16 protein-coding genes are annotated in these 22,418 nt (G+C 63.5%); 9 read left to right on the top strand and 7 right to left on the bottom strand.

What is annotated here, in order from left to right; translation table 11 throughout:
- Window positions 1-39 precede the first annotated feature (39 nt).
- Window positions 40-1,167 (bottom strand): molecular chaperone DnaJ, encoded by a 1,128-nt coding sequence (gene dnaJ / locus MSIL_RS15055; protein ID WP_041369281.1) that lies wholly within the window; start codon window positions 1,165-1,167, stop codon window positions 40-42.
- Between the two features lie 375 nt (window positions 1,168-1,542).
- Window positions 1,543-3,447 (bottom strand): molecular chaperone DnaK, encoded by a 1,905-nt coding sequence (dnaK, locus tag MSIL_RS15050; RefSeq protein ID WP_012591935.1) that lies wholly within the window; start codon window positions 3,445-3,447, stop codon window positions 1,543-1,545.
- Between the two features lie 416 nt (window positions 3,448-3,863).
- Between dnaK and MSIL_RS21080 the strand changes: the two genes are divergently transcribed.
- The gene (locus tag MSIL_RS21080) at window positions 3,864-4,748 is read left to right on the top strand and encodes a hypothetical protein (protein ID WP_012591934.1); all 885 of its coding nucleotides are present in this window, start codon (window positions 3,864-3,866) and stop codon (window positions 4,746-4,748) included.
- A 150-nt stretch (window positions 4,749-4,898) separates the two neighbouring features.
- On the opposite strand, the gene MSIL_RS15040 is transcribed toward MSIL_RS21080, so the two are convergent.
- Window positions 4,899-7,031 carry a molybdopterin-containing oxidoreductase family protein gene (locus tag MSIL_RS15040; RefSeq protein WP_012591933.1) on the bottom strand — a complete coding sequence of 711 codons (2,133 nt, stop codon included), beginning with the start codon at window positions 7,029-7,031 and terminating at the stop codon, window positions 4,899-4,901.
- Between the two features lie 352 nt (window positions 7,032-7,383).
- Here MSIL_RS15040 and MSIL_RS15035 point away from each other — a divergent pair, with 352 nt between their 5' ends.
- From MSIL_RS15035 to MSIL_RS14990, 7 genes are all read left to right on the top strand, one after another.
- The gene (locus MSIL_RS15035; RefSeq protein ID WP_012591932.1) at window positions 7,384-7,596 is read left to right on the top strand and encodes a hypothetical protein; all 213 of its coding nucleotides are present in this window, start codon (window positions 7,384-7,386) and stop codon (window positions 7,594-7,596) included.
- A gap of 825 nt (window positions 7,597-8,421) precedes the next feature.
- Window positions 8,422-9,561, top strand: a complete 1,140-nt coding sequence (locus MSIL_RS15020; protein ID WP_148213108.1) for an HlyD family secretion protein — start codon at window positions 8,422-8,424, stop codon at window positions 9,559-9,561.
- Entirely contained in the window at window positions 9,558-12,389 is a 2,832-nt protein-coding gene (rbbA, locus tag MSIL_RS15015) for a ribosome-associated ATPase/putative transporter RbbA (protein ID WP_012591930.1), read from the top strand. Before MSIL_RS15020 ends, rbbA begins: the two co-directional genes overlap by 4 nt.
- 15 nt (window positions 12,390-12,404) lie before the next feature.
- Complete coding sequence (locus tag MSIL_RS15010; RefSeq protein WP_012591929.1) at window positions 12,405-13,553, top strand: ABC transporter permease; 1,149 nt, start codon at window positions 12,405-12,407, stop codon at window positions 13,551-13,553.
- 634 nt (window positions 13,554-14,187) lie between these two features.
- On the top strand, window positions 14,188-15,834 hold the full coding sequence (locus tag MSIL_RS15000; RefSeq protein ID WP_012591928.1) for a Na/Pi cotransporter family protein: 1,647 nt from the start codon (window positions 14,188-14,190) through the stop codon (window positions 15,832-15,834).
- A gap of 250 nt (window positions 15,835-16,084) precedes the next feature.
- Entirely contained in the window at window positions 16,085-16,243 is a 159-nt protein-coding gene (locus MSIL_RS14995; protein ID WP_425277104.1) for a hypothetical protein, read from the top strand.
- A gap of 104 nt (window positions 16,244-16,347) precedes the next feature.
- Window positions 16,348-17,340: an alpha/beta fold hydrolase gene (locus tag MSIL_RS14990; protein ID WP_012591927.1), complete on the top strand. Its 993-nt coding sequence runs from the start codon at window positions 16,348-16,350 to the stop codon at window positions 17,338-17,340.
- Here the strand turns inward: MSIL_RS14990 and MSIL_RS22045 are convergent.
- Entirely contained in the window at window positions 17,274-17,843 is a 570-nt protein-coding gene (locus tag MSIL_RS22045; RefSeq protein WP_041368091.1) for a manganese catalase family protein, read from the bottom strand. The genes MSIL_RS14990 and MSIL_RS22045 overlap by 67 nt on opposite strands.
- Window positions 17,844-18,377: 534 nt before the next feature.
- Between MSIL_RS22045 and MSIL_RS21730 the strand changes: the two genes are divergently transcribed.
- Window positions 18,378-18,566 (top strand): hypothetical protein, encoded by a 189-nt coding sequence (locus MSIL_RS21730; protein WP_041368089.1) that lies wholly within the window; start codon window positions 18,378-18,380, stop codon window positions 18,564-18,566.
- A 143-nt stretch (window positions 18,567-18,709) separates the two neighbouring features.
- On the opposite strand, the gene MSIL_RS22040 is transcribed toward MSIL_RS21730, so the two are convergent.
- The 3 genes from MSIL_RS22040 to mdlC form a co-directional block, all read right to left on the bottom strand.
- Window positions 18,710-19,546: a CocE/NonD family hydrolase C-terminal non-catalytic domain-containing protein gene (locus tag MSIL_RS22040; protein WP_244406143.1), complete on the bottom strand. Its 837-nt coding sequence runs from the start codon at window positions 19,544-19,546 to the stop codon at window positions 18,710-18,712.
- Window positions 19,543-20,532, bottom strand: a complete 990-nt coding sequence (locus MSIL_RS22035; protein ID WP_244406142.1) for a CocE/NonD family hydrolase — start codon at window positions 20,530-20,532, stop codon at window positions 19,543-19,545. Before MSIL_RS22035 ends, MSIL_RS22040 begins: the two co-directional genes overlap by 4 nt.
- 211 nt (window positions 20,533-20,743) lie before the next feature.
- A complete protein-coding gene (gene mdlC, locus MSIL_RS14965) occupies window positions 20,744-22,333 on the bottom strand; it encodes a benzoylformate decarboxylase (protein ID WP_244406141.1) in 1,590 nt (529 codons plus the stop codon).
- Between the last annotated feature and the right edge of the window lie 85 nt (window positions 22,334-22,418).

Genomic DNA, 22,418 nt, shown 5'->3' with positions numbered 1-22,418 from the left:
CGATGGCCGCGTCGCCGCCGCCGGGGATTTTGCCTAAATCTACTGTCCGCCGAGATTTTCGAAGAAATCTTTCATCTTGGCGAAGAAACCGGAGGCTTCCGGATGGGTCTTGTTCGATGATTCAGCCTCAAACTCGGCCAGAAGCTCGCGCTGGCGCTTGGTCAGATTTTGCGGCGTTTCGACGTCGACCTGAATATAAAGATCGCCCATGTCGCGTGAGCGCAACACCGGCATGCCCTTATGCCGCAGCTTGAACTGCCGGCCGGACTGCGTCCCTTCCGGAATTTTGACCTTGGCCGACCCGCCGCCGAGCGTATGAACCTCGACGTCGCCGCCGACCGTCGCCTGCACCATCGAGATCGGCACGCGGCAGAACAGATCGGCGCCGTCGCGCTTGAAGAAGGGATGCGGCTGCGTCGAGATGAAAATATAAAGATCGCCCGCAGGGCCACCGCGCTGTCCCGCCTCGCCCTCGCCGCTGAGGCGAATGCGGGTGCCGTCCTCGACGCCCGGCGGCACATTCACCGAAAGACTGCGCTCGCGCGTCACGCGGCCGGTCCCGCCGCAGGGCTGGCAAGGATCGTCGATGATCTCGCCGCGGCCGTGGCAATTCGGGCAGGTGCGCTCAATCGCGAAAAATCCCTGCTGCGCGCGCACGCGGCCATGGCCCCCGCAAGTCGGGCAGCCGCGGGGCTTCGCCCCGGACTTTGCGCCCGAGCCGGAGCAGACATCGCAGGTGACGGAGGCCGGCAAAGTCAGGGTCGCGACCTTGCCCTGGAACGCCTCCTCCAGCGTAATTTCCATATTATAGCGCAGATCCGAGCCGCGCACCGCGCCGCTGCGGCCGCCGCCGCCGCGGCGATTCATGACGTCGCCGAACAGATCGTCGAAAATATCCGACATCGAGGCGGCAAAGCCGTCGCCCGAGCCAAAGCCGCCCTGCTCGAAGGCGGCATGGCCGTAACGGTCGTAGCTCGCGCGCTTCTGCTGGTCGGACAGCGTCTGATAGGCTTCGTTGACTTCCTTAAATTTGAGCTCCGCTGTGTGGTCGCCCGGATTGCGATCCGGATGATGCTCCATCGCGGCTTTGCGGAAGGCGGCCTTCAGGTCGATTTCCGTGCAACTTCTGGAAACGCCCAACACCTCATAATAGTCGCGTTTCGCCATTTCCGCTTCGTTCCAGTTCATTGCTTTGTCTTGCCTTCAGGCGCGGGGCCCGCGCTTCGCGCCAAGGCCGGCTCGCTCGCGCGGCCGGGCCAACGCCGCCTCCAGATCAAAATGATTTTGGATTGAAAATCCAAAATCATGAATGGGATCGATCCGAGCGTTCGGAGCGCGCCGCCGCCTCATTCCGCTCTCGAAGTTGTCTGAAACCAAGCCCCCGCTTTTGTCAGACAAGGCTAAAGCAAAATATGTGCTGCGAGGCAACCTGCCGCGGCAATTCGCTTTAGCCCAAAAAGACCGCCTCCAGACCGCGAGATTTCAAGATCCCTCGAGGTCCGGAGGCGCGTCGTCACACTAGCCTGCCTCCGGCTTGTCCGGTCAGGCCGATTTCTTCTTGTCGTCGGGGCCGACTTCCTTGAAGTCGGCGTCGATGACGTCGTCCTTCTCGGCGCCGCCGCCCTCCTGCGGGCCAGCCTCGGCGCCTGCCTTGTACATGGCCTCGCCAAGCTTCATCGAAGCCTGCGCGAGATCATTGGAGCGCGCCTTGATCGCTTCGACATCTTCGCCTTCGAGCACGCCCTTCACCGAGGCGATTGCGGCCTCGAGGGCGCTCTTGTCGGCGTCCGACACCTTGCCGGCGAATTCCGTCAGCGACTTCTCCGCCGAATGGACCATCGCTTCGGCCTGATTGCGCGCGTCGACGAGTTCGCGCCGCTTCTTGTCCTCTGCGGCGTGAACCTCGGCGTCCTTCACCATCTTGTCGATATCGCCCTCGCTGAGGCCGCCCGACGCCTGGATGCGGATCTGCTGCTCCTTGTTGGTCGCCTTGTCCTTCGCCGTCACATTGACGATGCCATTGGCGTCGATGTCGAAGGTGACCTCGATCTGCGGCACGCCGCGCGGCGCGCCCGGAATGCCGACGAGATCGAACTGGCCGAGCAGCTTATTGTCGGCCGCCATTTCACGCTCGCCCTGGAAGACGCGGATCGTGACCGCCGTCTGATTGTCCTCCGCCGTCGAGAACACCTGGCTCTTCTTGGTCGGGATTGTCGTGTTGCGGTCAATCAGGCGCGTGAACACGCCGCCTAACGTTTCAATGCCGAGCGAGAGCGGCGTCACGTCGAGCAGCAGCACATCCTTAACGTCGCCCTGCAGCACGCCGGCCTGAACCGCCGCGCCGATGGCGACGACCTCATCCGGGTTGACGCCTTTGTGCGGCTCCTTGCCGAAGAAGCTTTTCACGACTTCCTGAACCTTCGGCATGCGGGTCATGCCGCCGACGAGGACAACTTCGTTGATTTCGCCAGCGGTGAGGCCGGCGTCCTTCAGCGCCTTGCGGCAGGGCTCAACGGTCTTCTGGATCAGATCGTCGACAAGCGCTTCGAATTTGGCGCGGGTGAGTTTCAGGGTGAGATGTTTCGGCCCGGTCGCGTCGGCGGTGATATAGGGCAGGTTGATCTCGGTCTGCGTCGCCGAAGACAGTTCGATCTTGGCCTTTTCGGCGGCTTCCTTCAGCCGCTGCAGGGCAAGCTTGTCCTTCTTCAGATCGATGCCGTTCTCTTTCTTGAATTCATCGGCGAGATATTCGACGAGGCGCACATCGAAATCCTCGCCGCCGAGGAACGTGTCGCCATTGGTCGACTTCACTTCGAACACGCCGTCGCCGATCTCGAGGATCGACACGTCGAAGGTGCCGCCGCCCAGATCGTAAACTGCGATGACGCCGGCGCCTTTCTTGTCGAGGCCATAGGCGAGGGCGGCCGCGGTCGGCTCATTGATGATGCGCAGCACCTCGAGCCCGGCGATCTTGCCGGCGTCCTTGGTCGCCTGGCGCTGGGCGTCGTTGAAATAGGCCGGCACGGTGATCACCGCCTGCGACACCGGCTGGCCGAGATAGGCCTCGGCGGTCTCTTTCATCTTTTGCAGGATGAAGGCGGAAATCTGCGAGGGGGAATATTGCTTGCCGTCGGCCTCGACCCAGGCGTCGCCGTTCGAGGCGCGAATAATTTTGTAAGGAACGAGGCCCATGTCCTTCTTCGTCATGGGATCGTCGTAGGTGCGGCCGATCAGGCGCTTGATCGCGAAAAAGGTCCGCTCCGGATTGGTGACGCTCTGGCGTTTGGCCGGCTGGCCGACGAGGCGCTCGCCATCGTCGGTAAACGCGACGATCGAGGGCGTCGTGCGCGCGCCTTCCGCGTTCTCGATCACTTTTGGAGTCGTTCCCTCCATGACGGCCACGCAGGAATTGGTGGTGCCAAGGTCGATTCCGATTACTTTCGCCATGTTTTTTCTTCCCTTCGATACGCAAGACCAGCGGACCCCGAAGCGATCCAGCTTATGGGCGGACGGCTTTCCGCCCGGTCCCCGATAGTCAACAAATTGGCATTACAAAGCAGGAGCGCAAGATGGCGCACGAGATCGCCCGTATATAAGAGGAGCCTTGGCGCGCGCAAGACGAAGCAGCCGCGCTATAGTCACGCCGTGCCGGCATAGCCGTGACATCGGCTTCCAGTGACATCAGAAGGAACGGATCTGCAAGGTTCTGATCTTGCGGATAAAACGATCCCGACGCCCGGGACCAGGCGTCAGCTTTTTCCGCTCCGCCGGGACCCCGCCTCCGGCAGCGATTTCCTTCGGGCGCGCGAGCCGCTAGACTGAACCCCCAGTCCACCGCCCCTGCCCTTGCCTCGAGGCCCTCTTTGAAACTCCATTTACCGGCCGCCCTGCTCGCCGCGCTTCTGGCCGGCTCGCAGGCGCGCGCGCAAATGATGCTGCCCGGCGCCTTGCAGGCGACGCCGGAAGGCGCGGCGAAGCCCACGGGCGCGCCGCCAGCAGAGGGGACTTTGGCGCCGGCAAAGCCAAAACCCGTGATCGAAAAGCCGCCCTCGGAAGAGTCGATCGTCGACCGCGACCTCCTGCGCGACGGATCGCAGGGGCGGATCGCCCTGCGGCGCGGCCCCGGCGGCGGCCCGCTTGAAATCACCGCCCTGTCGCTCGAAGGCGAGCAGATCTCCCATCGCGGCGAAACCTGCCGCGTCGACGTCGTCGCCGGCGCGCCGATCGAGGCGACGCCGGCCGTCAAGACGCGCGGGCTGCTTCGCTTCGAGGTTGGCGTCGAGGCGTGCCCTTTTTCCTTCGACGTGCTCGACGGCGCCATTCTCGTCACCGGCGGAGCCGCATCCTGCACGTTCACGGCCGCCGACTGCCGGGTCAATCCCGCTGGCCTCTGGGGGCCCGCCGGCGCCACGATCGACGACAAACAGATCAAGCTGTTCGAGAAGGCGCGCGGACGCGCTGAATCCACCATGCGGGATAATTTTCGCGCGCTGCTTTCAAGCCCCGGCAAGGATAAGGACGCGGTGAAGAAAATCGCCGCCGAACAGGCGGGCTTTTCATCGGAGCGGGAAGTCGTCTGCCGCACTTATGCCAAGGAGGAGACGCACGGGTTCTGCGCTCTCAAAATGACGCAAGGGCGCGCCTTCGCGCTCAAGGCCGAATTGCAGGACGCCGGCAAGGCTGCGGGTCCGGGCAGGAAGGGCAAGAGCGCGCGCGTCGACGCGGCAAAGGAGCCGAAACTTCAGTAGTCGTCGGATGGCTTGCGCGGCGGACCGCCCGCCGACGGCGGCCTGGGAAGACGCTATGCCTCCGCGCGACAAGGCGTGAACCCCGCCGCGCAGGGATTGTTGCTCGCGGCGCAGCGTTCGACGCCGCGCCGCTGGGCCGGTCAAAAAGATTCAGTTCGCCCGCCTCACCTCGACGAGATTGTCCGAAAACGTCGGCGCCCGCCCAAGCCCGCTCCAGGCGTCGGACGAAATGCAGTTCACCGATCCATCCGAACGATTGAGCGAGCGCCAATAGCCGAGCGTCGCGACGACGACGCCTAGAGGTGAATCTTCGCTGACGCGGGCGACTCCCTGGAAATCGCCCCGATCGTTGAACACGCGGACCGGGTCGCCATCGCGGATGTCGCGATTTTGCGCGTCGCCCGGATTGATGATGACGAATTGCTCGCCCTGCCCTTTGATCTTGTGCGGCTCATTGGCGTAGCAGGAGTTGAGGAAGCCGTGGCTTTTCGGCGAGATGATATTCAGCGGGAAAAGCTGCGCGCGGACCGGATTGGTTTGCGGCGTCTCGCGCGGCGCCGCATAGCCCGGCAGCGGATCGATCGGCTCGCCGGATTGCTCGGCCTCATACATCATGCGGAACGGCGGCGCGACGAAGTTTTTCGCCTCATGCAACAGGAATTCGACCTTGCCGGACGGCGTCGGGAAATTGCCATGCGCATGCGGCGCCCGCTCGTCCGGAGTGCCGACGTTGATCCGCAAAAAGCCCCGCTCTTTAAGGTGGGCGAAGTCGGCCCCGCCCAACTGCGGCGCATCCCAATTGATATATGCGGCGCAGAGCTCTTCATCGGTCTTCGAGAAGATTTCATCGTCAAAGCCCATTTCGCGCGCAAGTAGCCGCCACATCTCGGAGGACGGCTTGCATTCGCCGCGCGGCTCGATCGCCTTCTGATTATAGGTCAAATAGAAATGACCCCAGGACCACATCATGTCTTCATGCTCGCCGGCCATGGTGGCGGGCAGGACGATGTCGGCATATTTTGCGGTGTCGGTCAGAAAATGCTCGGAGACCACAGTAAACAGATCTTCGCGCTTCAGACCTTCGACGATCCTGTTGGTTTCCGGCGCCTGACTCACCGGATTGGTGCAGTAGACGAACAGGCTCTTGATCGGCGGATCGAGCGGCATGCCGCCAGTCAGCGCGGCGCCCAGCTTGAGATTGTTGACGACGCGGGTGCCGGGCCTAATCCAGTCGGGCCGCGACGCCTTGACCCAATCGATTGGAAATTCCCACAGCGGCATCTGCAACAAACCGCCGCCGACATGGCGCCATGAGCCGACCAATGCCGGCAGGGCGCATACCGCGCGGATCGCCTGCGCGCCGCCGGCGCTTCGCTCGAGCGCGACGCCGATGCGAATGACGGACGGCTGGATGGTGGCGAATTCCGTCGCGAACCGCTTGATGTCCGCCGCCTTCACCCCGGTCAGCCCCTCGACATAGTCGGGCGTAAAATCCGCGGCGCGCTGCTTCAGCTCCTCGAAACCATACGCATGCTTGCCGACATAATCTTCGTCGACTAGGCCCTGTTCGATGATGGCGTTGATGAATCCGAGCGCCAGCGCGCCGTCGGATCCGGGCTTTGGCGCGATGTGCCAATCGGCCGCCTTCGCCGTCCGCGAGCGGCAGGAATCGATCACGACGATCTTCGCGCCGCGCCTCCTCGCCTCGAGCACGAAGGGCCAATGGTGCAGATTGGTGGAGATGGAATTCGCCGCCCAGATGACGATATATTTGGCGTGGACGAAGCTTTCCGGATCGACGCCGCCGGTCGGGCCGACCGAGAGCAGCCAGGCGGTTGAGGATCCGGAGGCGCAAAAGGTCTTTTCATTGACGGTCGAGCCGAGCCGGTTGAAGAAGGGATCGCCCGAGTTGATGCCCTGCACGAGCCCCATATTGCCGAGATAGCTGTAGGGCATGATCGCCTGCGAGCCGAATTCGGCGATGATGTTGCGCCAACGCGCGCCAATCGTCGCGATCGCTTCATCCCAACCGATGCGCTCAAATTCTCCGGACCCCTTTGGACCGGAGCGGCGCAGCGGGTAAAGCAAGCGCTCGGGATTGTAATGATGGGCGTGAAAATCCTTGAGTTTCACGCAAAGGCCGCCGCGCGTGAACGGATGCTCCTTGTTGCCGGCGACGCCGACGAGCGCCCCATCCTTCGCCTCATAGACCATCGCGCAAGTATCGGGACAATCATGCGGACAGGCGCCGTGGAAAAACTGCGAGCCGGACTGTTCGTTCATCTTTTCCTCCCGGCGCTAAAGCTTGAGCCGTGCTTTTTAGCGAGCGCCTGCGCAAGATTAGGCGGGATTCGTATTTTGGGAAAGACTGGCCTTTCCGTTGCAGCGCAACCGACGCGGGGCAAGGGCCCCAGTCGGACGAAGCTTCGCCTTTCTTCGTGTTCTGGCTCGGGCTCGAAAAGGCGCCCATGTCTGGTGCGCCGCAGCATGGGCCTGTGACCTCAACACTGCCCTTCCGCCGCCACGAAGGGATGAGCGCGAGCCGGCGCGCGCCATTGGCGCAAACGATTTCGGGGCTGGTTTTCACCGGCGTCAATGCTAGGATAATGGCGCGAGCCGCTTGAAAGGGTATTTGATGACCGATCCACTGCCCATCCACCACTTAAGGTCCGCCCTGGAGGCGCAACGACTAACGGCCATTGAAGAGCTGGCCGCAAAAGGCGGCGCTCCGACGCTCGACTCTCTTCAGAAACTTGCGATTATCCAAGGCGCCTTGCAGGCGATCGACGACGAGATCAAGGCGCACCAAGTCAAAGTTGGCGGCGGTGGCGAAAAGCCCTTGGCGTAAGGATCAGCCAAATATTCAAGCTAGGCCCAATGTTCTTTGCTCTGCGGAATTGACGAGCTAGCTCTTCGGCCCGTCGTGAGGTTGCGCCTCGCTGTTGCGGTGACGCAGAGACGTTGCGTCGCTCAGCGCGCGGAATCGCGCTTTTCTGACGGCAAGAAATGTTGAGCTTATCTTCGCCATTCAATTCTGATTTGCCGGACCAAGAGCCCTGCGGCCCGGCATTCAGCCCGAGCCAAGGCGAACCGGCTCCCCGTCCAGCCATCCCTGCCGCAACGGCGCGAGCCGTCCGCTTCGCGCATCGCCCCTTCTGTTCAATTTCGCAGCAGCGGCGCCGTCAATCTGATGATCATAATACCATTCCAAGTGGGACCGGGGCGGCGGCGCCAACATCGCCAAGCCCGGCAGCATTTTATCCCACTCTTTGCTAACGCTCTGCGCGCGCGTGACGCGCAAGCAGACCAAGAAGACAGAGCCGATCCGCGGCGTCATCGACACGGCCACGCGAAGCGTCGCGGGTCGCCAGTGATAAAAATCCCCGGCGGAACAGCGATGCGCGACGCCGCGCGGCGGGAGAGCGCGAAACGCGATCACGCGTTCTTGAGTGCCCAGACAGCGCCCGTTCGTCGCTCTGGTGGCCTGGCATGATATATCGCAAGGCTCGCCGGCGTTGATCCAAATCAAACCGCCGGCGCGACCCGCAAGCCAAAATAAACGCCAGCTAAGGCTTGAGCTTCAGCGCGACGCCCGCGAGGCGGCCGGCGCTGTGCTGGCGCGCCTATCATAAAGGGCGCAAGCTGCGCCAACCCGTGTCAAGCAGGAAAACGTATGTCTGCGGAACCGATTGACAGGCCGGACGCGCCCGGACCCGTGAAGCACGATCTGATTGAGCTGGGCGAGGCCCCGACGTCCGGCTCCACGGCGCTCGTCCCTGCGCCTGAAACGCATCTGGTCGCGCCTGTTGAGCATCTGCCTGCCCGCCGAGGGCCGCGCTGGCGGACCTTCGTAATCTTCGTTCTGCTTGCCGCCGGCATGATAGGCGGCGGCGCCTATTGGTGGCTTCGGCGTCAGCCCGGCCTTCCCGCTGGAATCGTCTCGGGCAATGGCCGGATCGAGGCGGAGGAAATCGACATCGACGCCAAATTTGCGGGGCGCCTCATTGAGCGGCTCGTCGACGAAGGCGATATGGTCACGGCCGGCCAGGTCGTGGCGCGCATGGACACTCGCGACCTTGAAGCGTCGCTCAAAAAGGCCGAGGCGCAGGTTCAGCTGGAGCAGCACGCTCTCGATGAGTCTCGCGCCAACGTCGAGCAGCAGAAAACGCAGCTGCTTCTCGCTCAGCAGCAGTTCGACCGCACCGCTGCCCTTGTCAACCGCGGCAACGCCACTTACGAACTGCTCGATCAGCGCCGGCAAACCTTGAGCGGAGCGAGCTTCGCATTGAGCGCCGCCAACGCCCGGGTCGCGCAGGCCGAGCGCGCGCTCGACGCGGCCACCCACGACGTCGAGCTCTATAAGGTCAATATCGCCGATAATACGCTGGTGTCGCCGACGGTCGGCCGCATTCAGTATCGCGTCGCCAATGTCGGCGAGGTGCTGCCTGCCGGCGGCAAGGTGTTCACGCTTCTCGACATTTCAGACGTCTATATGGACGTCTATCTGCCGACGGCTTACGCCGGCCGCGCGCGGGTCGGATCGGAGGCGCGAATCGTGCTTGACGCCTATCCGAACTTCATTGTGCCGGCCCATGTCTCCTTCATCGCCACGCAGGCTCAGTTTACCCCCAAGGCGGTCGAGACCGAGAGCGAGCGCGAGAAGCTGATGTTTCGCGTCAAGGTGCGGGTCGATCCTGCGCTCTTGCTGGCGCACCCGGCCGAAGTGCGGACCGGACTGCCCGGCAGAGCCTATGTCCGCGTCGATCCCAAGGTGGAGTGGCCGACCCAGCTGCGAGGGTCTCCCTCTTCATGATCAGGCCCCAGGACGCGGTCGGGGAGCTTTATGGGGTTTCCCTCCGCTACGGCGCCCGGGTTGCGCTCGATGATGTGACGATCTCCCTTCCCGCCGGCCGCATGGTCGGCTTGATCGGTCCGGACGGCGTCGGCAAATCGTCGCTGCTTAGCCTGATCGCCGGCGCGCGGCGCATTCAATCCGGACAGGTGCATGTGCTCGGCGGCGATCTCGGCGATCCCCGCCATCGCGCCGACGTCTGTCCGCAAATCGCCTATATGCCGCAGGGACTCGGAAAAAACCTTTATCCTGACCTCAGCGTGCGCGAGAACATCGAATTTTTCGGACGACTTTTCGGCCAGTCGAAGGATGAGCGGGACCGTCGAATCGCCGCGCTCCTGACGGCGACCGGGCTCGATCCCTTTCCCGATCGCCCGGCGAGCAAGCTCTCGGGCGGCATGCGCCAGAAGCTCGGCCTTTGCTGCGCTTTGATCCACGACCCGGACCTTTTGATCCTCGACGAGCCGACGACCGGCGTCGACCCGCTGTCGCGTCGGCAATTCTGGAGCCTTATTTCCCGCATGCGCGCAGAGCGTCGCGGCATGAGCGTGATCGTCGCCACCGCCTATATGGAGGAGGCCGATCAATTCCACTGGCTGGTGGCGATGGACGCCGGCCGGATTCTCGCCGCCGGGTCGCCGTCCGATCTGAAAGCAAAGACAAACTCGTCTTCTCTCGAGGAAAGCTTCATCGCGCTTTTGCCGGAGGAGCGCCGCCGCGGACATAAGGCTTTCACCATTGGTCCGCGTCCGCCGGGCGACGACGGCGAGCCGGTGATCGTGGCGCGCGACCTGACGCGCCGCTTCGGCGAGTTTGTCGCGGTCGACCGCGTGAGCTTTTCGATCAAGCGCGGGGAGATATTCGGCTTCCTCGGCTCGAACGGCTGCGGCAAATCGACGACGATGAAGATGCTGACGGGGCTTTTGCCGGCGAGCGCTGGCGAGGCCTTTTTGTTTGGCGAGGCGGTCGACGCTTCGGACATGAAAGCCCGCTTTCGCGTCGGCTACATGTCGCAATCTTTCTCGCTCTACTCCGAGCTCACAGTCCGCCAGAACCTCGATTTGCACGCGCATCTGTTCCACATCGCGCGCGAGAAGGCCCGCGCCCGGATCGCCGATCTCACCGCCCGCTTCGGGCTCGAGGATTTTCTCGACCAGCGGACCGCCGATTTGCCGCTCGGCATTCGCCAGCGCCTGTCGCTCGCCGTCGCCATCGTGCATGAGCCCGAAATTCTCATTCTCGACGAGCCGACTTCGGGCGTCGATCCGCTCGCGCGCGACCGGTTCTGGGACCTTCTCGCCGACCTCTCCCGCGGGGAAGGCGTCACCATTTTCATCTCGACGCATTTCATGAACGAGGCCGCCCGCTGCGACCGCATCGCGCTCATGGACGCGGGGCGGGTTCTCGCGACGGGAACGCCGGCTGAACTCGTCAAGGCGCGCCAGCGCACAAATCTGGAAGACGCTTTCATCGACTATCTCGAGGAGGCGAACGCCGCCGAGGCGCGCAGGAGCGGTCCGCGTCCGGAAACTGCCGCGCGGCCTGCGGAAAAGCCGGGGATGGAACGGGAGCGCCGGGCCCCGAACCGATGGTTCAGCCCGCGTAGATTGTTTGCCTACACGATTCGCGAGGGACTCGAGCTGTTGCGCGATCCCATCCGCCTGGGGTTCGCGCTGCTTGGGACGGCTTTCCTGATGTCCGTTTTCGGCGCGGGCATTTCAACCGACGTGAACAATCTGACGTTTGCTGCGCTCGACCGCGACAATTCACACGACAGCCGGACCTATCTCGAAGAACTGCGCGGCTCGACCTACTTCATCGAGAAAAAGCCAATCGTCGATCAGGCGGATCTCGAAAGGCGGCTCCAATCGGGAGACATCAAGGCGGCCATCGAGATCCCTCCGGACTTCGGCCGCGACATCAAGAAGAACCTGCCAACCTCTGTCGGCGCATGGGTGGACGGCGCCATGCCGTTCCGGGCGGAGACGATCCGGGGATATCTCCAGAGCGCGCACCAGCAATTTCTTTCAGATTACGCGGTGCGCGAGGGCCAGGCCGCCGATAACACCCCGGACGATGTGCGCCAGGCCTTGCGCAACAAGGACGTCGCCATGCTCGGCTACGCGCATTCAAACCCCGCGGTGCAGGCGCGGATCGAAACGAGGTTTCTCTACAATCAGGATTTCGAGAGCATTTATGCGCAGGTGCCGGGCAGCATCGCGCTCCTGCTCGTCGAGATCCCCGCGATTCTGATGGCGCTCGCCATCGTGCGCGAGAAGGAACTGGGCTCGATCACCAATCTCTACGTGACCCCCGTCACCCGCATTGAGTTCCTGCTCGGCAAGCAGATTCCCTATATCGTCATCGCTATGGTCAATTTTGCCATTTTATGCCTGATGGGGCTCCTCGTCTTCGGCGTGCCGATCAGGGGCAGCTTTCCCGTGTTGCTGTTGGGCGCCCTGCTTTATGTGACAGCGACGACCGGCATCGGCATGTTGATTTCGACATTCTGCCAGACGCAGATCGCGGCTCTTTTCGGGGCTACGATCCTTACCATGCTGCCCGCCACGCAATTTTCTGGGATGCTCACGCCGGTTTCGTCTCTGGTCGGAGCTCCGGCCATGCTCGGGCGAGGCTTCCCGATGACGTATTTTCTGAAGATCAGCGTCGGGACGTTCACCAAGGCGCTGGGCTTTCAGGATCTCTCCATGACCCTGCTTCAGCTCGCCGCCTTCATTCCCATCCTGACCCTGCTCAGCCTCATCTTTCTGCGCAAGCAAGAAAGCTAGCGAGACCATTCCAGCATGAACGCGCTCAGCAATATTTTCTGGCTTGGAACGAAAGAGCTGCGGAGCTTCTTTCGCGATTTCGTGCTTCTCGGTCTCGTCGTCTACACATTTTCATTTGCGATCTATGTGCAGGGACACAGCAACGCCCAGGAGCTGCACAATGCTTCGGTCGGCGTGGTGGATGAGGACCATTCCGCATTGTCGCGCCGTATGATCGCCGCCCTACTGCCCCCCTACTTCAAACCGCCCGCGCGGATCGCCGAAGGAGACGTCGACCACCTGATGAACACCGCGGCCTATACCTTCGTCATCGTGATCCCGCCGAACTTCGAGAAAGACGTCCTCGCCGGACGCAGCCCCGCGGCGCAAGTCAACATAGATGCGACTGCGATGGTGCAGGCAGGCCTTGGCTACGGCTATATCCAGCAAATCCTGATGACCGAGATCGATAATTTCGTGTCCCGCAACGAGGGGCAATTTCAGTCTCGATCGCAAAATGTCCCAAGGTCGCCAATCACGCTCGCCGTGCGCGTCGCCTTCAATCCCAATGTCACCACAGCCTGGTTCACGGGCGTCATGGGCATCGTCAATAATGTCACCATGCTGGCGATCATTCTGGCCGGCGCCGCCATCATTCGCGAGCGCGAGCACGGCACCATGGATCACCTGCTCGTTATGCCCGTCACGCCCTTCGAGATCGCAATGGCCAAGATCTGGGCCAATGGGCTTGTGATCACCGTCTCAGCCGCCTTGTCGCTCGAGATCGTGGTGCGTCATTTTCTCAAGATCCCTATCGCCGGTTCGGCGACTTTATTCGTAGGCGGCGTCGCCATCTATCTGTTCTTTGCGACGGCCATCGGCATTTTTTTAGCCACGATCGCCCGCACCATGCCGCAGCTCGGCTTGCTCTACCTCCTCGTCGCAATGCCGATGAACATTCTTTCCGGCAGCAGCACGCCGCTCGAGTCGATGCCGCCGATCCTGAGCTCCATCATGATGTTGTCGCCCTCGACGCATTTCGTGTCATTCGCACAATCGATCCTCTTTCGCGGCGCGGGGTTCGCTGTGGTGTGGCCGCAATTTCTTTTTGTGGCCGGCGTCGGCGGTCTTTTCCTGCTGCTCGCTTTGCTGCGCTTTCGCGCCGTGGCGATCCAGGCTGGTTGAGGAGCTCTCCAACTGATGCGTGGGGCCGTCAAGCCGACGACGCGAACGGCGCGGCGCGGGATTTTCACCTGCATGGGCGATTGTTCGCGTATCGTTCCGGGTCGACCGCCCGTGACGGGCTCTAGCTGAAACCGTTAAGTATCTGTTTTATTTTTATTATTGGAGTGGCATTCATCCTTTTCCACAAGGCGACCCCCGGCGACCATGAGACTTATCCTGAGTAATCCAACACTTGGCGCCCGCTTCTGACGGTGGCGATGATTGTGTCCGGATCCTTGGCCCAATGGGAGAGCCTTGGCTCGGCACTGACCGCAACGACGAAGCGGTTGACGGCGTACCGGAGTGCGACCAGGGAATGGAAGACCCCGCGCTTCCGGCGCCGGTTAGCAAGCCTGGCGAAGAACCCCCTCGACCGCATTGATCTAGGATGCCGAGGTCGGTGTGAAGCGGAGGCCCAGCGTGGATGGGGGCCGCCGCCCGGGAGCCGGAAAGAACCGCCATCGTTCGATCCTGGCGAGCGCCCAAAGCCATGGCGAGCGGTGGCCGAACCATTCCGCTCCGGTCTTGAGCCTCGATGGCGTTTGAGGCCATTTCTTGTTGCGGACAGCCTGGCGCAGGACGAGGGAGCTGACGGATGGCGACGGCGATAACGGTTCTCGGCGGCGTCGGCCTCTTTCTGCTCGGCATGACTGTCATGACTGACGGGCTGAAAGCTATGGCCGGCTCGGCTCTGCGCACGGTGCTGGGAAAAGCGGCCGCGACGCCGCTTTCAGGCGTCGCCTGGGGCGCGATCATCACGCTGCTCGTGCAATCGTCGAGCGCAACGACGATGACCACCATTGGCCTTGTCAGCGCCGGGCTCCTCACCTTTCCGCAAGGTCTCGGCCTCGTTTTCGGAGCGAACGTCGGGACGACCGGCACCGGCTGGCTCGTCGCCCTAATTGGTCTGCGCGTGTCGCTCTCCTCCTATGCGCTGCCTATGATCTTCATCGGCGCGCTGACGAAGCTGCTTGGCGGCGGGCGCATCGCGGCTGCGGGCGCGGCGCTCGCCGGCTTTGCCCTCGTGCTTTACGGGCTGGCGACCCTCCAGCAAGGGATGGGCGGCCTCGCCGAGCGGCTGCATCCCTCGGACCTGCCCGCCGTCATCGGTGCGCCGGGCGTTGGCCTGATCGCGGGCTGGAGCGGCCTGCTCACGCTGGTGGCCGTGGGTCTAGCGATGACCGCCGTGATGCAGTCCTCGACCGCGGCGATCGCAGTGACGCTCGCGGCTTTCGGCGCTGGCGCCATATCGCTCGACCAGGGCTGCGCGCTGATCATCGGGCAGAACATTGGCACGGCGACGAGTTCGGCTCTGGCTGCGATCGGCGCGAGCGTGATGGCGAAGCGGCTTGCATTGGCCTATGTGCTGTTCAAGTTGATCGCCGCGCTGTTTGCGCTCGCCGCATTTCCTCTCGCCATGCCGCTGATGCAGGGCTGGCAAAGCTGGGTCGACGGCCTCACGCTGCTCGCGGCCTACCATACAGCGTACAATGTCGTTGGGGTCGGCGTGCTGCTGCCAGCCATCGGCTGGTTCACGCGGATCGTCGAGCGGCTGCTTCCGGACAAGGCTTCTCCGATCGAGCGCGGTCTCGACCCAGCGGCTCTCGTTAATCCGGTCGTCGCGGTCGAGGCGGCGCGGCGCGCAATCGCATCGGTTTTGCAAGGACTCAGTGCGTCGGTCGAAGCGTCGCTCCTCGGGGGCAAGCGGCTGGATGATCTTGTCGATGGGAGCGAACGCGTGCTGGAAAAAGCGCGGGAGTTTCTGTCGGAATTGAAGACGCCGCCCGCCTCGGAAGAGGAGCAACAGCGGCTCACCAGCACGCTGCACGCGCTTGATCACGCCTCGCGGCTGGCCGAGTTGGCGGCCGAGTGTGTCGCAGCGCGGCCAGCGAAGGGCGATCCTGACGCCCTCCTCGCTGCCCAGCTTTGCGCGGCTGCCATGCGCAGCGTAGGCACGATCGCAGATGAGATCACCGACGAATCCGCGCTCAGCAGCCACGCAGAGCCCATTGGCTGGGGCGTCTCGCCCGAGGCTGAGGAGGCACTGGCCGAACTCGAGGGTGCGACAAAGGCGCTTGGGGTCCTGCAGCGGGCCTATCGTACCGAAACGCTCGCAGCGGTCACGCCAGGGCGGCTCACGGCCGTTGAGGCGTTCGCCCGCGTCGACGCTGCTCGCCGGCTCGACGTATTGACGCATCACGGATGGCTTTCGGCAGCCTATCTCCTGGGCCGCGGCGAATAGCCGGGAAAACTTCGGCGGCCCTGGAGGCAGACTCTCGATCCTTGCGTCGCGGCGGCAGCGGGTCCATGCGCGCAGGGTCAGGGGATCCGCCCCGACCGAGGATTCCGCGCGCGCTGGGCGTCGGCGGCCAACGCGTCCGCCATCCATGCGGCCTCGAAGCGGCGGGCGTCGAGTTCATCGCCGAGAATGGCGGGCGCCGACGGTGAGGTCGAGGAAGAGCGAGCCGAAATGCGCTGGCCCGGGGGGAGATTTGAACCAGTTGAACCCCATCCATAACCGCCAGATCGCCGTGCTGCGCCCGGAAGATTGGAAGGCGTGGATTTATCTGCAACAGGCGCAGGGCGAGCTCCTACGACCGCTGCCGGCGGGTTCACTGAACGTCGAGACAGTTCAAGTCGGCCGGGGATAGCCGGACATCTTATTCTGGCCAACGGAGGGGAACGAATGTCCCTTGCGCGAGGTTGCACCGCAACATTCGTCCAGCGCGGCACCCGCTTGCATGCAAGGAACCTCATGAAACTTCCCGAAGCTCTTTTGCCAGCGCGGCGCCATTCCAGTGTCGCGAATTATGCCCTTATTGCTGCAGGAGCCAGTATCGCGTTGGGAGCCATGGCGCTTTTGGCCCACGAGCAAAAAAAGGTGGCGGAGCGACGTCATCCGCCGGAAGGCAAATTCCTGGACGTGGATGGCGTTCGCCTGCACTATTTGGAGCGCGGCGCCGGCGAGCCGCTGATCCTCTTGCACGGGAACGGGACGCAGATCGAGGACTTCGAGACGAGCGGGCTGCTCGACTTGGCCGCCAAAAGTCATCGTGTGATCGCGATCGATAGACCGGGCTTCGGCCATAGCTCCAGACCGAGGGGCACAATCTGGACGCCGGCCGCACAATCGGATCTTATCCATGAAGCAATGATTCAGCTCGAGGTCGAGCAGGCAACGGTCCTCGGACACTCTCTTGGGGCGTCGATCGCTGTTGCGCTCGCCCTGCGTCATCCGGCCTCGGTGAAAAAGCTCGTTCTTGTTTCAGGGTATTTCTATCCCAGCGACCGCTTCGACGCCGCACTGCAATTCATCGGAGCCCTTCCGGTTGTCGGCGACATCATGCGCTACACGATTTCTCCTTTGCTGGCGCGCCTGGCCTGGGGCGGCGTGATGAAGAAAATATTCGCGCCGGCCGAAGTGTCGAAATCCTTCTCGGCAGCAATCAAAGAGATGGCGCTGCGTCCCTCGCAGCTTCATGCAAGCGCCGCCGACTCGGCGCTGATGATCCCAAACGCGGCAGCCACGCAGAAAAGTTACGGTGATCTAGGTATGCCGGTAAGCATCGTTGTTGGGGGAAATGATCGATTGATTAAAGCCAGCTCTCAATCGATGCGGTTGCATCGCGAGATTGTAGGCAGTGAGCTGCGCGTCGTCCCGCGCCGCGGACATATGGTTCATCACGAAGCCGCCCCTGAGATCATGCGAGCGATCGGCCCGGCGCTCTCGACAATGGGCGCGGAGTGAGCCGGCCAACTCCAAAGCGATAACCGAGGCGGCGAAGAGCCGCCTCGGCGTCGGAGACCGACTTTCTTATCGTCCTTTCTCCACCGGCCGAGCTTTGCCCTTCGGGATGGCCTTGCTCGCCGGCGAACGCTCGTCATCCGGATTGACCGGTGGGGCCGGCATGCCGCCTTCGGGTTAAGGATCTGCGATTTATTCGAAATCAGGCTCTTCATTCCAGGGGCCGCGCGCATCGTCGCCTGAGACAGATTGAACACCAGCTTTACAGTTTCGTCCGGCTCGATGTTGCCAAACAGCGCGTCGTGCAGCTTGCCCATTTGGTCCAGGGCTTTCATGAACATGTTGGCGTGCGTAATCTCGCGCGTAGCCAAATGAACGAGGACCTTTTTTGTCCCTTCGTCCTCGCAAGCATTGATAAGCGCTTCATAGGTTTGGCGGGCGATCCCGCGCATGACGCTTTCGGAGACGACTTTTCGCTTACAAGCATATTCAAGCACGGCGCCCAAGACGATGATCGATCGAGACGCGGCGCCCCGCCCCGCCCCGCCCCGGCCATTAAAGCCACGCCTCCGCGACCGTCCCGCGGCCGCGCTGTGTTGCCTGCTATGATGTTTGCTAGAGCTTTGCAACTTCGGCATGCGTAAGGCCGGCGACGCTGCGATTGCCTATCAGCGGCTCTACGTGCCGATCCTGATCGCTTTTGTTGCTGCAGAATGTCGTGGGCTTCGCCCGCCCGTCGGCTTCGGCAAGAGATCAGAGACCGTAATCGCCCCACAGATATGGCACCTCTCGCTTCAGCCTCCGGCGCCGAGTTCGATCGCGTGTATCTCGAGGCACTCCTGAAGCAGCGCCAGGCGGAGCCAGCATCTGACGGCAGTATCCGATTCACGAATCAGATCGCGGCCCGAAACCGGCCGAAGTCGACCAATCTCCCGATACCCCAGACGGCGCCCATAGACCACGGCCTGAAATGATGGCCGGGCAAGCAATATGAGAGCACTTTCGACGAGAACGGAATCTCTTCGCAATGGCGGCTGGAAGTGACCAACCTTGTTTGTGCGGAAGCGCAGTTCCCCGCGGAGGGCGCGCCCCTTGCGGTCGTCCTGACGCTGGAGGATCCAGACGGCAGCCAGCCGATTTTACAGGAAATGCGCCAGTGGTTCCAGGCACGCAGCGCGGTGGCGCAGCATGTTCTAACGGTCGCGAGGCTACCGCACCACGGTCTCTAGCAGAGGGCGCTTTGAAGGACTAAGAAGTCGCCCGACGACGAGTGGTCTGCCGATCGTGTTTGTCACGGAAGTTCGCCGCAGCCATCCACGCCTGTTTCGGATCCCCAGGTGAGATGGTCGGCAGGTCCGGAAGGCAGCCATTCTCAATGGTGTTGGTTCGCTTCCCTCCAACTCAAAAAGGGGGGGGCAACGTCAAACTCGATGAAGCTGCCCGGGCCGTAATGGAGCGTATTGCGTGCGAAGTAGGGTGGCACCTGCATGTCGAACTGTGCGTGCCCGTGACTCACATCGCTGCGCAGAAGATCCGTGCGGCTCGCGATGTCGAGGCGGAGGCGATCGCCCGGCTTCAGCACCACAGGGTGCGGCGTCAGACTGAAGCGGAGCGTCACCGGTACCCCCGGCACCAGGGGCTCGGGCGCGTCGATGTCGATGGCGATCTCCGTGGTGGTGGAGCGCGCGGTATCGATCCTGCGGCAGGCGGGGCGGATCGCGCCCATGGAAAGGATGCAGTAGGCGTCGTTCGCCGAGACGAGGCCCGTGCGGGCCACTACATGGGAATCGATCTCGTTGGAGCTGAACGAGAGGCACAGCGTCACCGCGCCGGTCAGTTCCATCTCCTTCTCGACCGCCATCTCGTAGCTGAGGCACTGGTTGGCCACCTCATCAAAGCCGGCGCATAGGATGGCGCCAAGCGGCACCGCCGCCCATCGGTTCAGCCCGTTCTGCTGCGGATCGGCGGTGAGCCGATGCATCGCCGCGTCCGCGCCGTTCGAGGCGAGATGGAGGCGGAGCGACTTGCTGCCGGGAAGCGGCCAGCTCGATGCTGAACGATACGCGTCGGCACCCTCCACCCAATAGCGCACGCGCGCCTGGCTAGCGTAGCCATTGTCAGCGCCGTAGATGAGATGGTCGAAGAAGGCGAGCGCCTCCAGCTGCCAATGATAGGCGGGCAGGTCATAGGCCGGTGGCCCGATGATCATCCATCTTCGGTGGGGCGCGGTGCCGGCATTTCGAACAGATCGTAGGCGCCGAACTGATGCAGGTTGAGGTAGCCCGAATTCTGCACCACCACGAACGGCACGGTGATGTCCCCCAGCATGCCGGAAGGACCAGCCGGCAGGGGAGAGGTCGCGCGCGTCTTGCCGTCGAGCATGAGGCCTGCGAACAGCTCGCGCGTGGCCATCGTAGGAGTCAGCCGCTCGAACCCCTTCATTATCCTTGACATGCGCTTCTTCAGCTGAGGCCACCACACGCGTTTCAAAGGGGAGTTGATGACGTGGCTCACCAGGGCGCGCAGGAGCGGCGGCACGCGCAGGGCGAACTGCAACGGCGTGAAGTTCGCGCCCATCCAGAGCGCGAAGAAGTCCGGCTGCGGCGCACCACCGAACATGGCGATATGGCGAAAGAAGTCCGTGCACATCTCGATCGAGAAGAAGCCTTTCAATGCCGGCGGCTGAAGGCGCGCCACCTGCGGCTGCGTCAGCCCGTAATAGGAGGTGCCGAACAGCACAACCTGTCCGTCGCACCAAGGCTGCGCTGCAGCCCACTGGATCACCTTGGCGTGATCTACCACGTCCGTGTCGTTGAGATAGACGGCGTCGGCGCCGCCCGAGCGGCCCATGCCGCGCCGGGTCACTATGACATGGGCATAGCCGCGATTTGTGAAGACCGGGGGGCTGCCGGTCTCATTGTTGCCGGTCGGGGCGCCCGCGGCCTGCAATTCCTTGGAATAGGCCGCGAAGGCGACGACCGCAGGATGGCGACCGAGAAACCTGGGGACGTACACATCGGCCGCAAGCGCGACGGCGGGGGCGACCTGGATCATCTGGTCCGCGAGAACGCGACAGCCGAGCCCCGATTTCGCGGCGAGCCCTGGTGTCCAGCCGGCAAGCTGCGCGCCGAACAGCCCGCCTTTCGGCGGGATGAGATTGTCCCAGAAACCCGGCTTCCCAATCTTGGCGCTCATGAACGCTTCCCCTGTCAGCCCGCTCCCATTTCTGATGGGACCAGCTACATATGCGAGATATCGAGGCCGTATTCTTCTGGTCGCCAGCCTCATCTCTCGCACGACCCATTTTTGTGCGTCATACCATATGCTTGAACGTGGCAATGGGAGAGTTTGGGCCGTCCTCCCGCCTAACTCCCTCCCGTCCCCCCCCGGCCGCCCCAGGCCGCGATCAAGTCGCGGGCCACGCGGTGGCGACCTCGATGAGGGACGGCTTGCCGGCCTTAAGCGCGCGGGCGAAGGCGGAGGCGAAGGCCTCGTCGGTGTCGACCCGCACCGCTTCCACCCCGTAGCCCGTGGCGATGGCGACGAAGTCGATGTCCGGCACGTCGAGGGCGGGCACGTGCTCCGCCTTCAGCGCGCGGGCGAACCACCGCAGGGCGCCATAAGTGCCGTTGCGCAGGATGACGAACACGACCGGCACACTATGCTGCGCCGCGGTCCACAAGGCGGTGACGCTGTAGTTGGCCGAGCCGTCGCCGATGAGCGCGATCACCTGGCGGTCTGGCTCGGCGAGCTGGACGCCCACGGCGGCCGGCATGGCGAAGCCGAGACCGCCTGCCGCTCCGAAATAATAGCTCCCCGGATGCTCCCAGCGCATCCGCTCCCACATGGCCTCGATGGTGGAGGTCGATTCATTCACATAGATGGCGTCGGACGGGGCGAGCTCGTCCATGAGGTCGAGGACGCGCTCGGCGGCGAGGGGGACGGAGCCCGGCGCAGACGGCGCAGGCGTCTCCCGCGGCTGCGGCGCCGGCCGCGCCGCCTCGCCGATCTTATCGGCGAGCGCCGCGAGGATGCGACCCACGTCGCCGACCACCGCATCGCCCATGGGGGCGCGCGCGGCCTCGTCGGCATCGCAGGTGATCTGGATCAGCTCGGCCCCGGGGGGCAGCAGGGGGCCGGGCTCGTACTGGTGATAGCGGAACACCGGCGCGCCGGCGACCAGCACCAGATCGTGGCCCTCGAGCTGCCTGGAGATGTCGGCCATGCTGGCGGTCAGGAGGCCGCGGAAATTCGGATGGGTGGTGGGAAAGGGGCAGCGCGGCGCCGAAGGGGCGACCCACACCGGCGCCTTCAGCCGCTCGGCGAGCCGCACCGCGTGCGCGTTCGCCCGCGCCGCATCCACGTCGGGCCCGAGCACTATCACCGGATTGGCGCTGCGATCAAGGCGCGCGGCAAGCGCCGCGAGCGCGCCGGCATCGAGCGCGCCTGCGGCGGAGACGGCGCGCTTCAGCAGCCGCAGGGATTCCGGCTCGGCGGGCTTGTCCCAGTCGTCGTAGGGAATGGACAGGTAGACTGGTCCCGGCGCGGGCAAGGCCGACAGGTGCAGGGCACGGCTGATGGCGAGGGGCACGTCCTCCGCACGGGCCGGCTCGCAGGACCATTTCACCAGCGGCTTTGGCAGCGTGGTCGCGTCGATGTTGGTCAAGAGCGGCTCGATGCCCATCATGGCGCGGACCTGCTGGCCGGCAGTCACCACCAGCGGCGTATGGGCATTCCAGGCGTTGGCGAAGCCGCCCATGGCGTTGCCGGTGCCGGCAGCGGAGTGGAGATTGACGAAGCCGGTGTGGCCCGTGGCCTGGGCGTAGCCGTCGGCCATGCCGATGGCCGCGCCCTCGTGCAAGGCGAGGATGTAACGGAAGTCGGACGGGAAATCTTCAAGGAACAGCAGCTCATTGGAGCCGGGATTGCCGAAGATGGTGGTGACGCCGTGCCGCCGGAGCAGATCGTAGGTCAGGTGGCGGATTGTCGTCATCATTTGCCTCCCAAACGGCACGGCGGTGGCTGATGCGCCGTCCGGCTGTGATCGATGAGGCTCGAACCTATCCCGGCCACATCGGCGG

The sequence above is a fragment of the Methylocella silvestris BL2 genome (assembly GCF_000021745.1).
Lineage (GTDB): Bacteria > Pseudomonadota > Alphaproteobacteria > Rhizobiales > Beijerinckiaceae > Methylocapsa > Methylocapsa silvestris.
The sequence above is the reverse complement of the archived record's forward strand: the minus strand, read 5'-3'. Positions and strand labels throughout refer to the sequence as shown.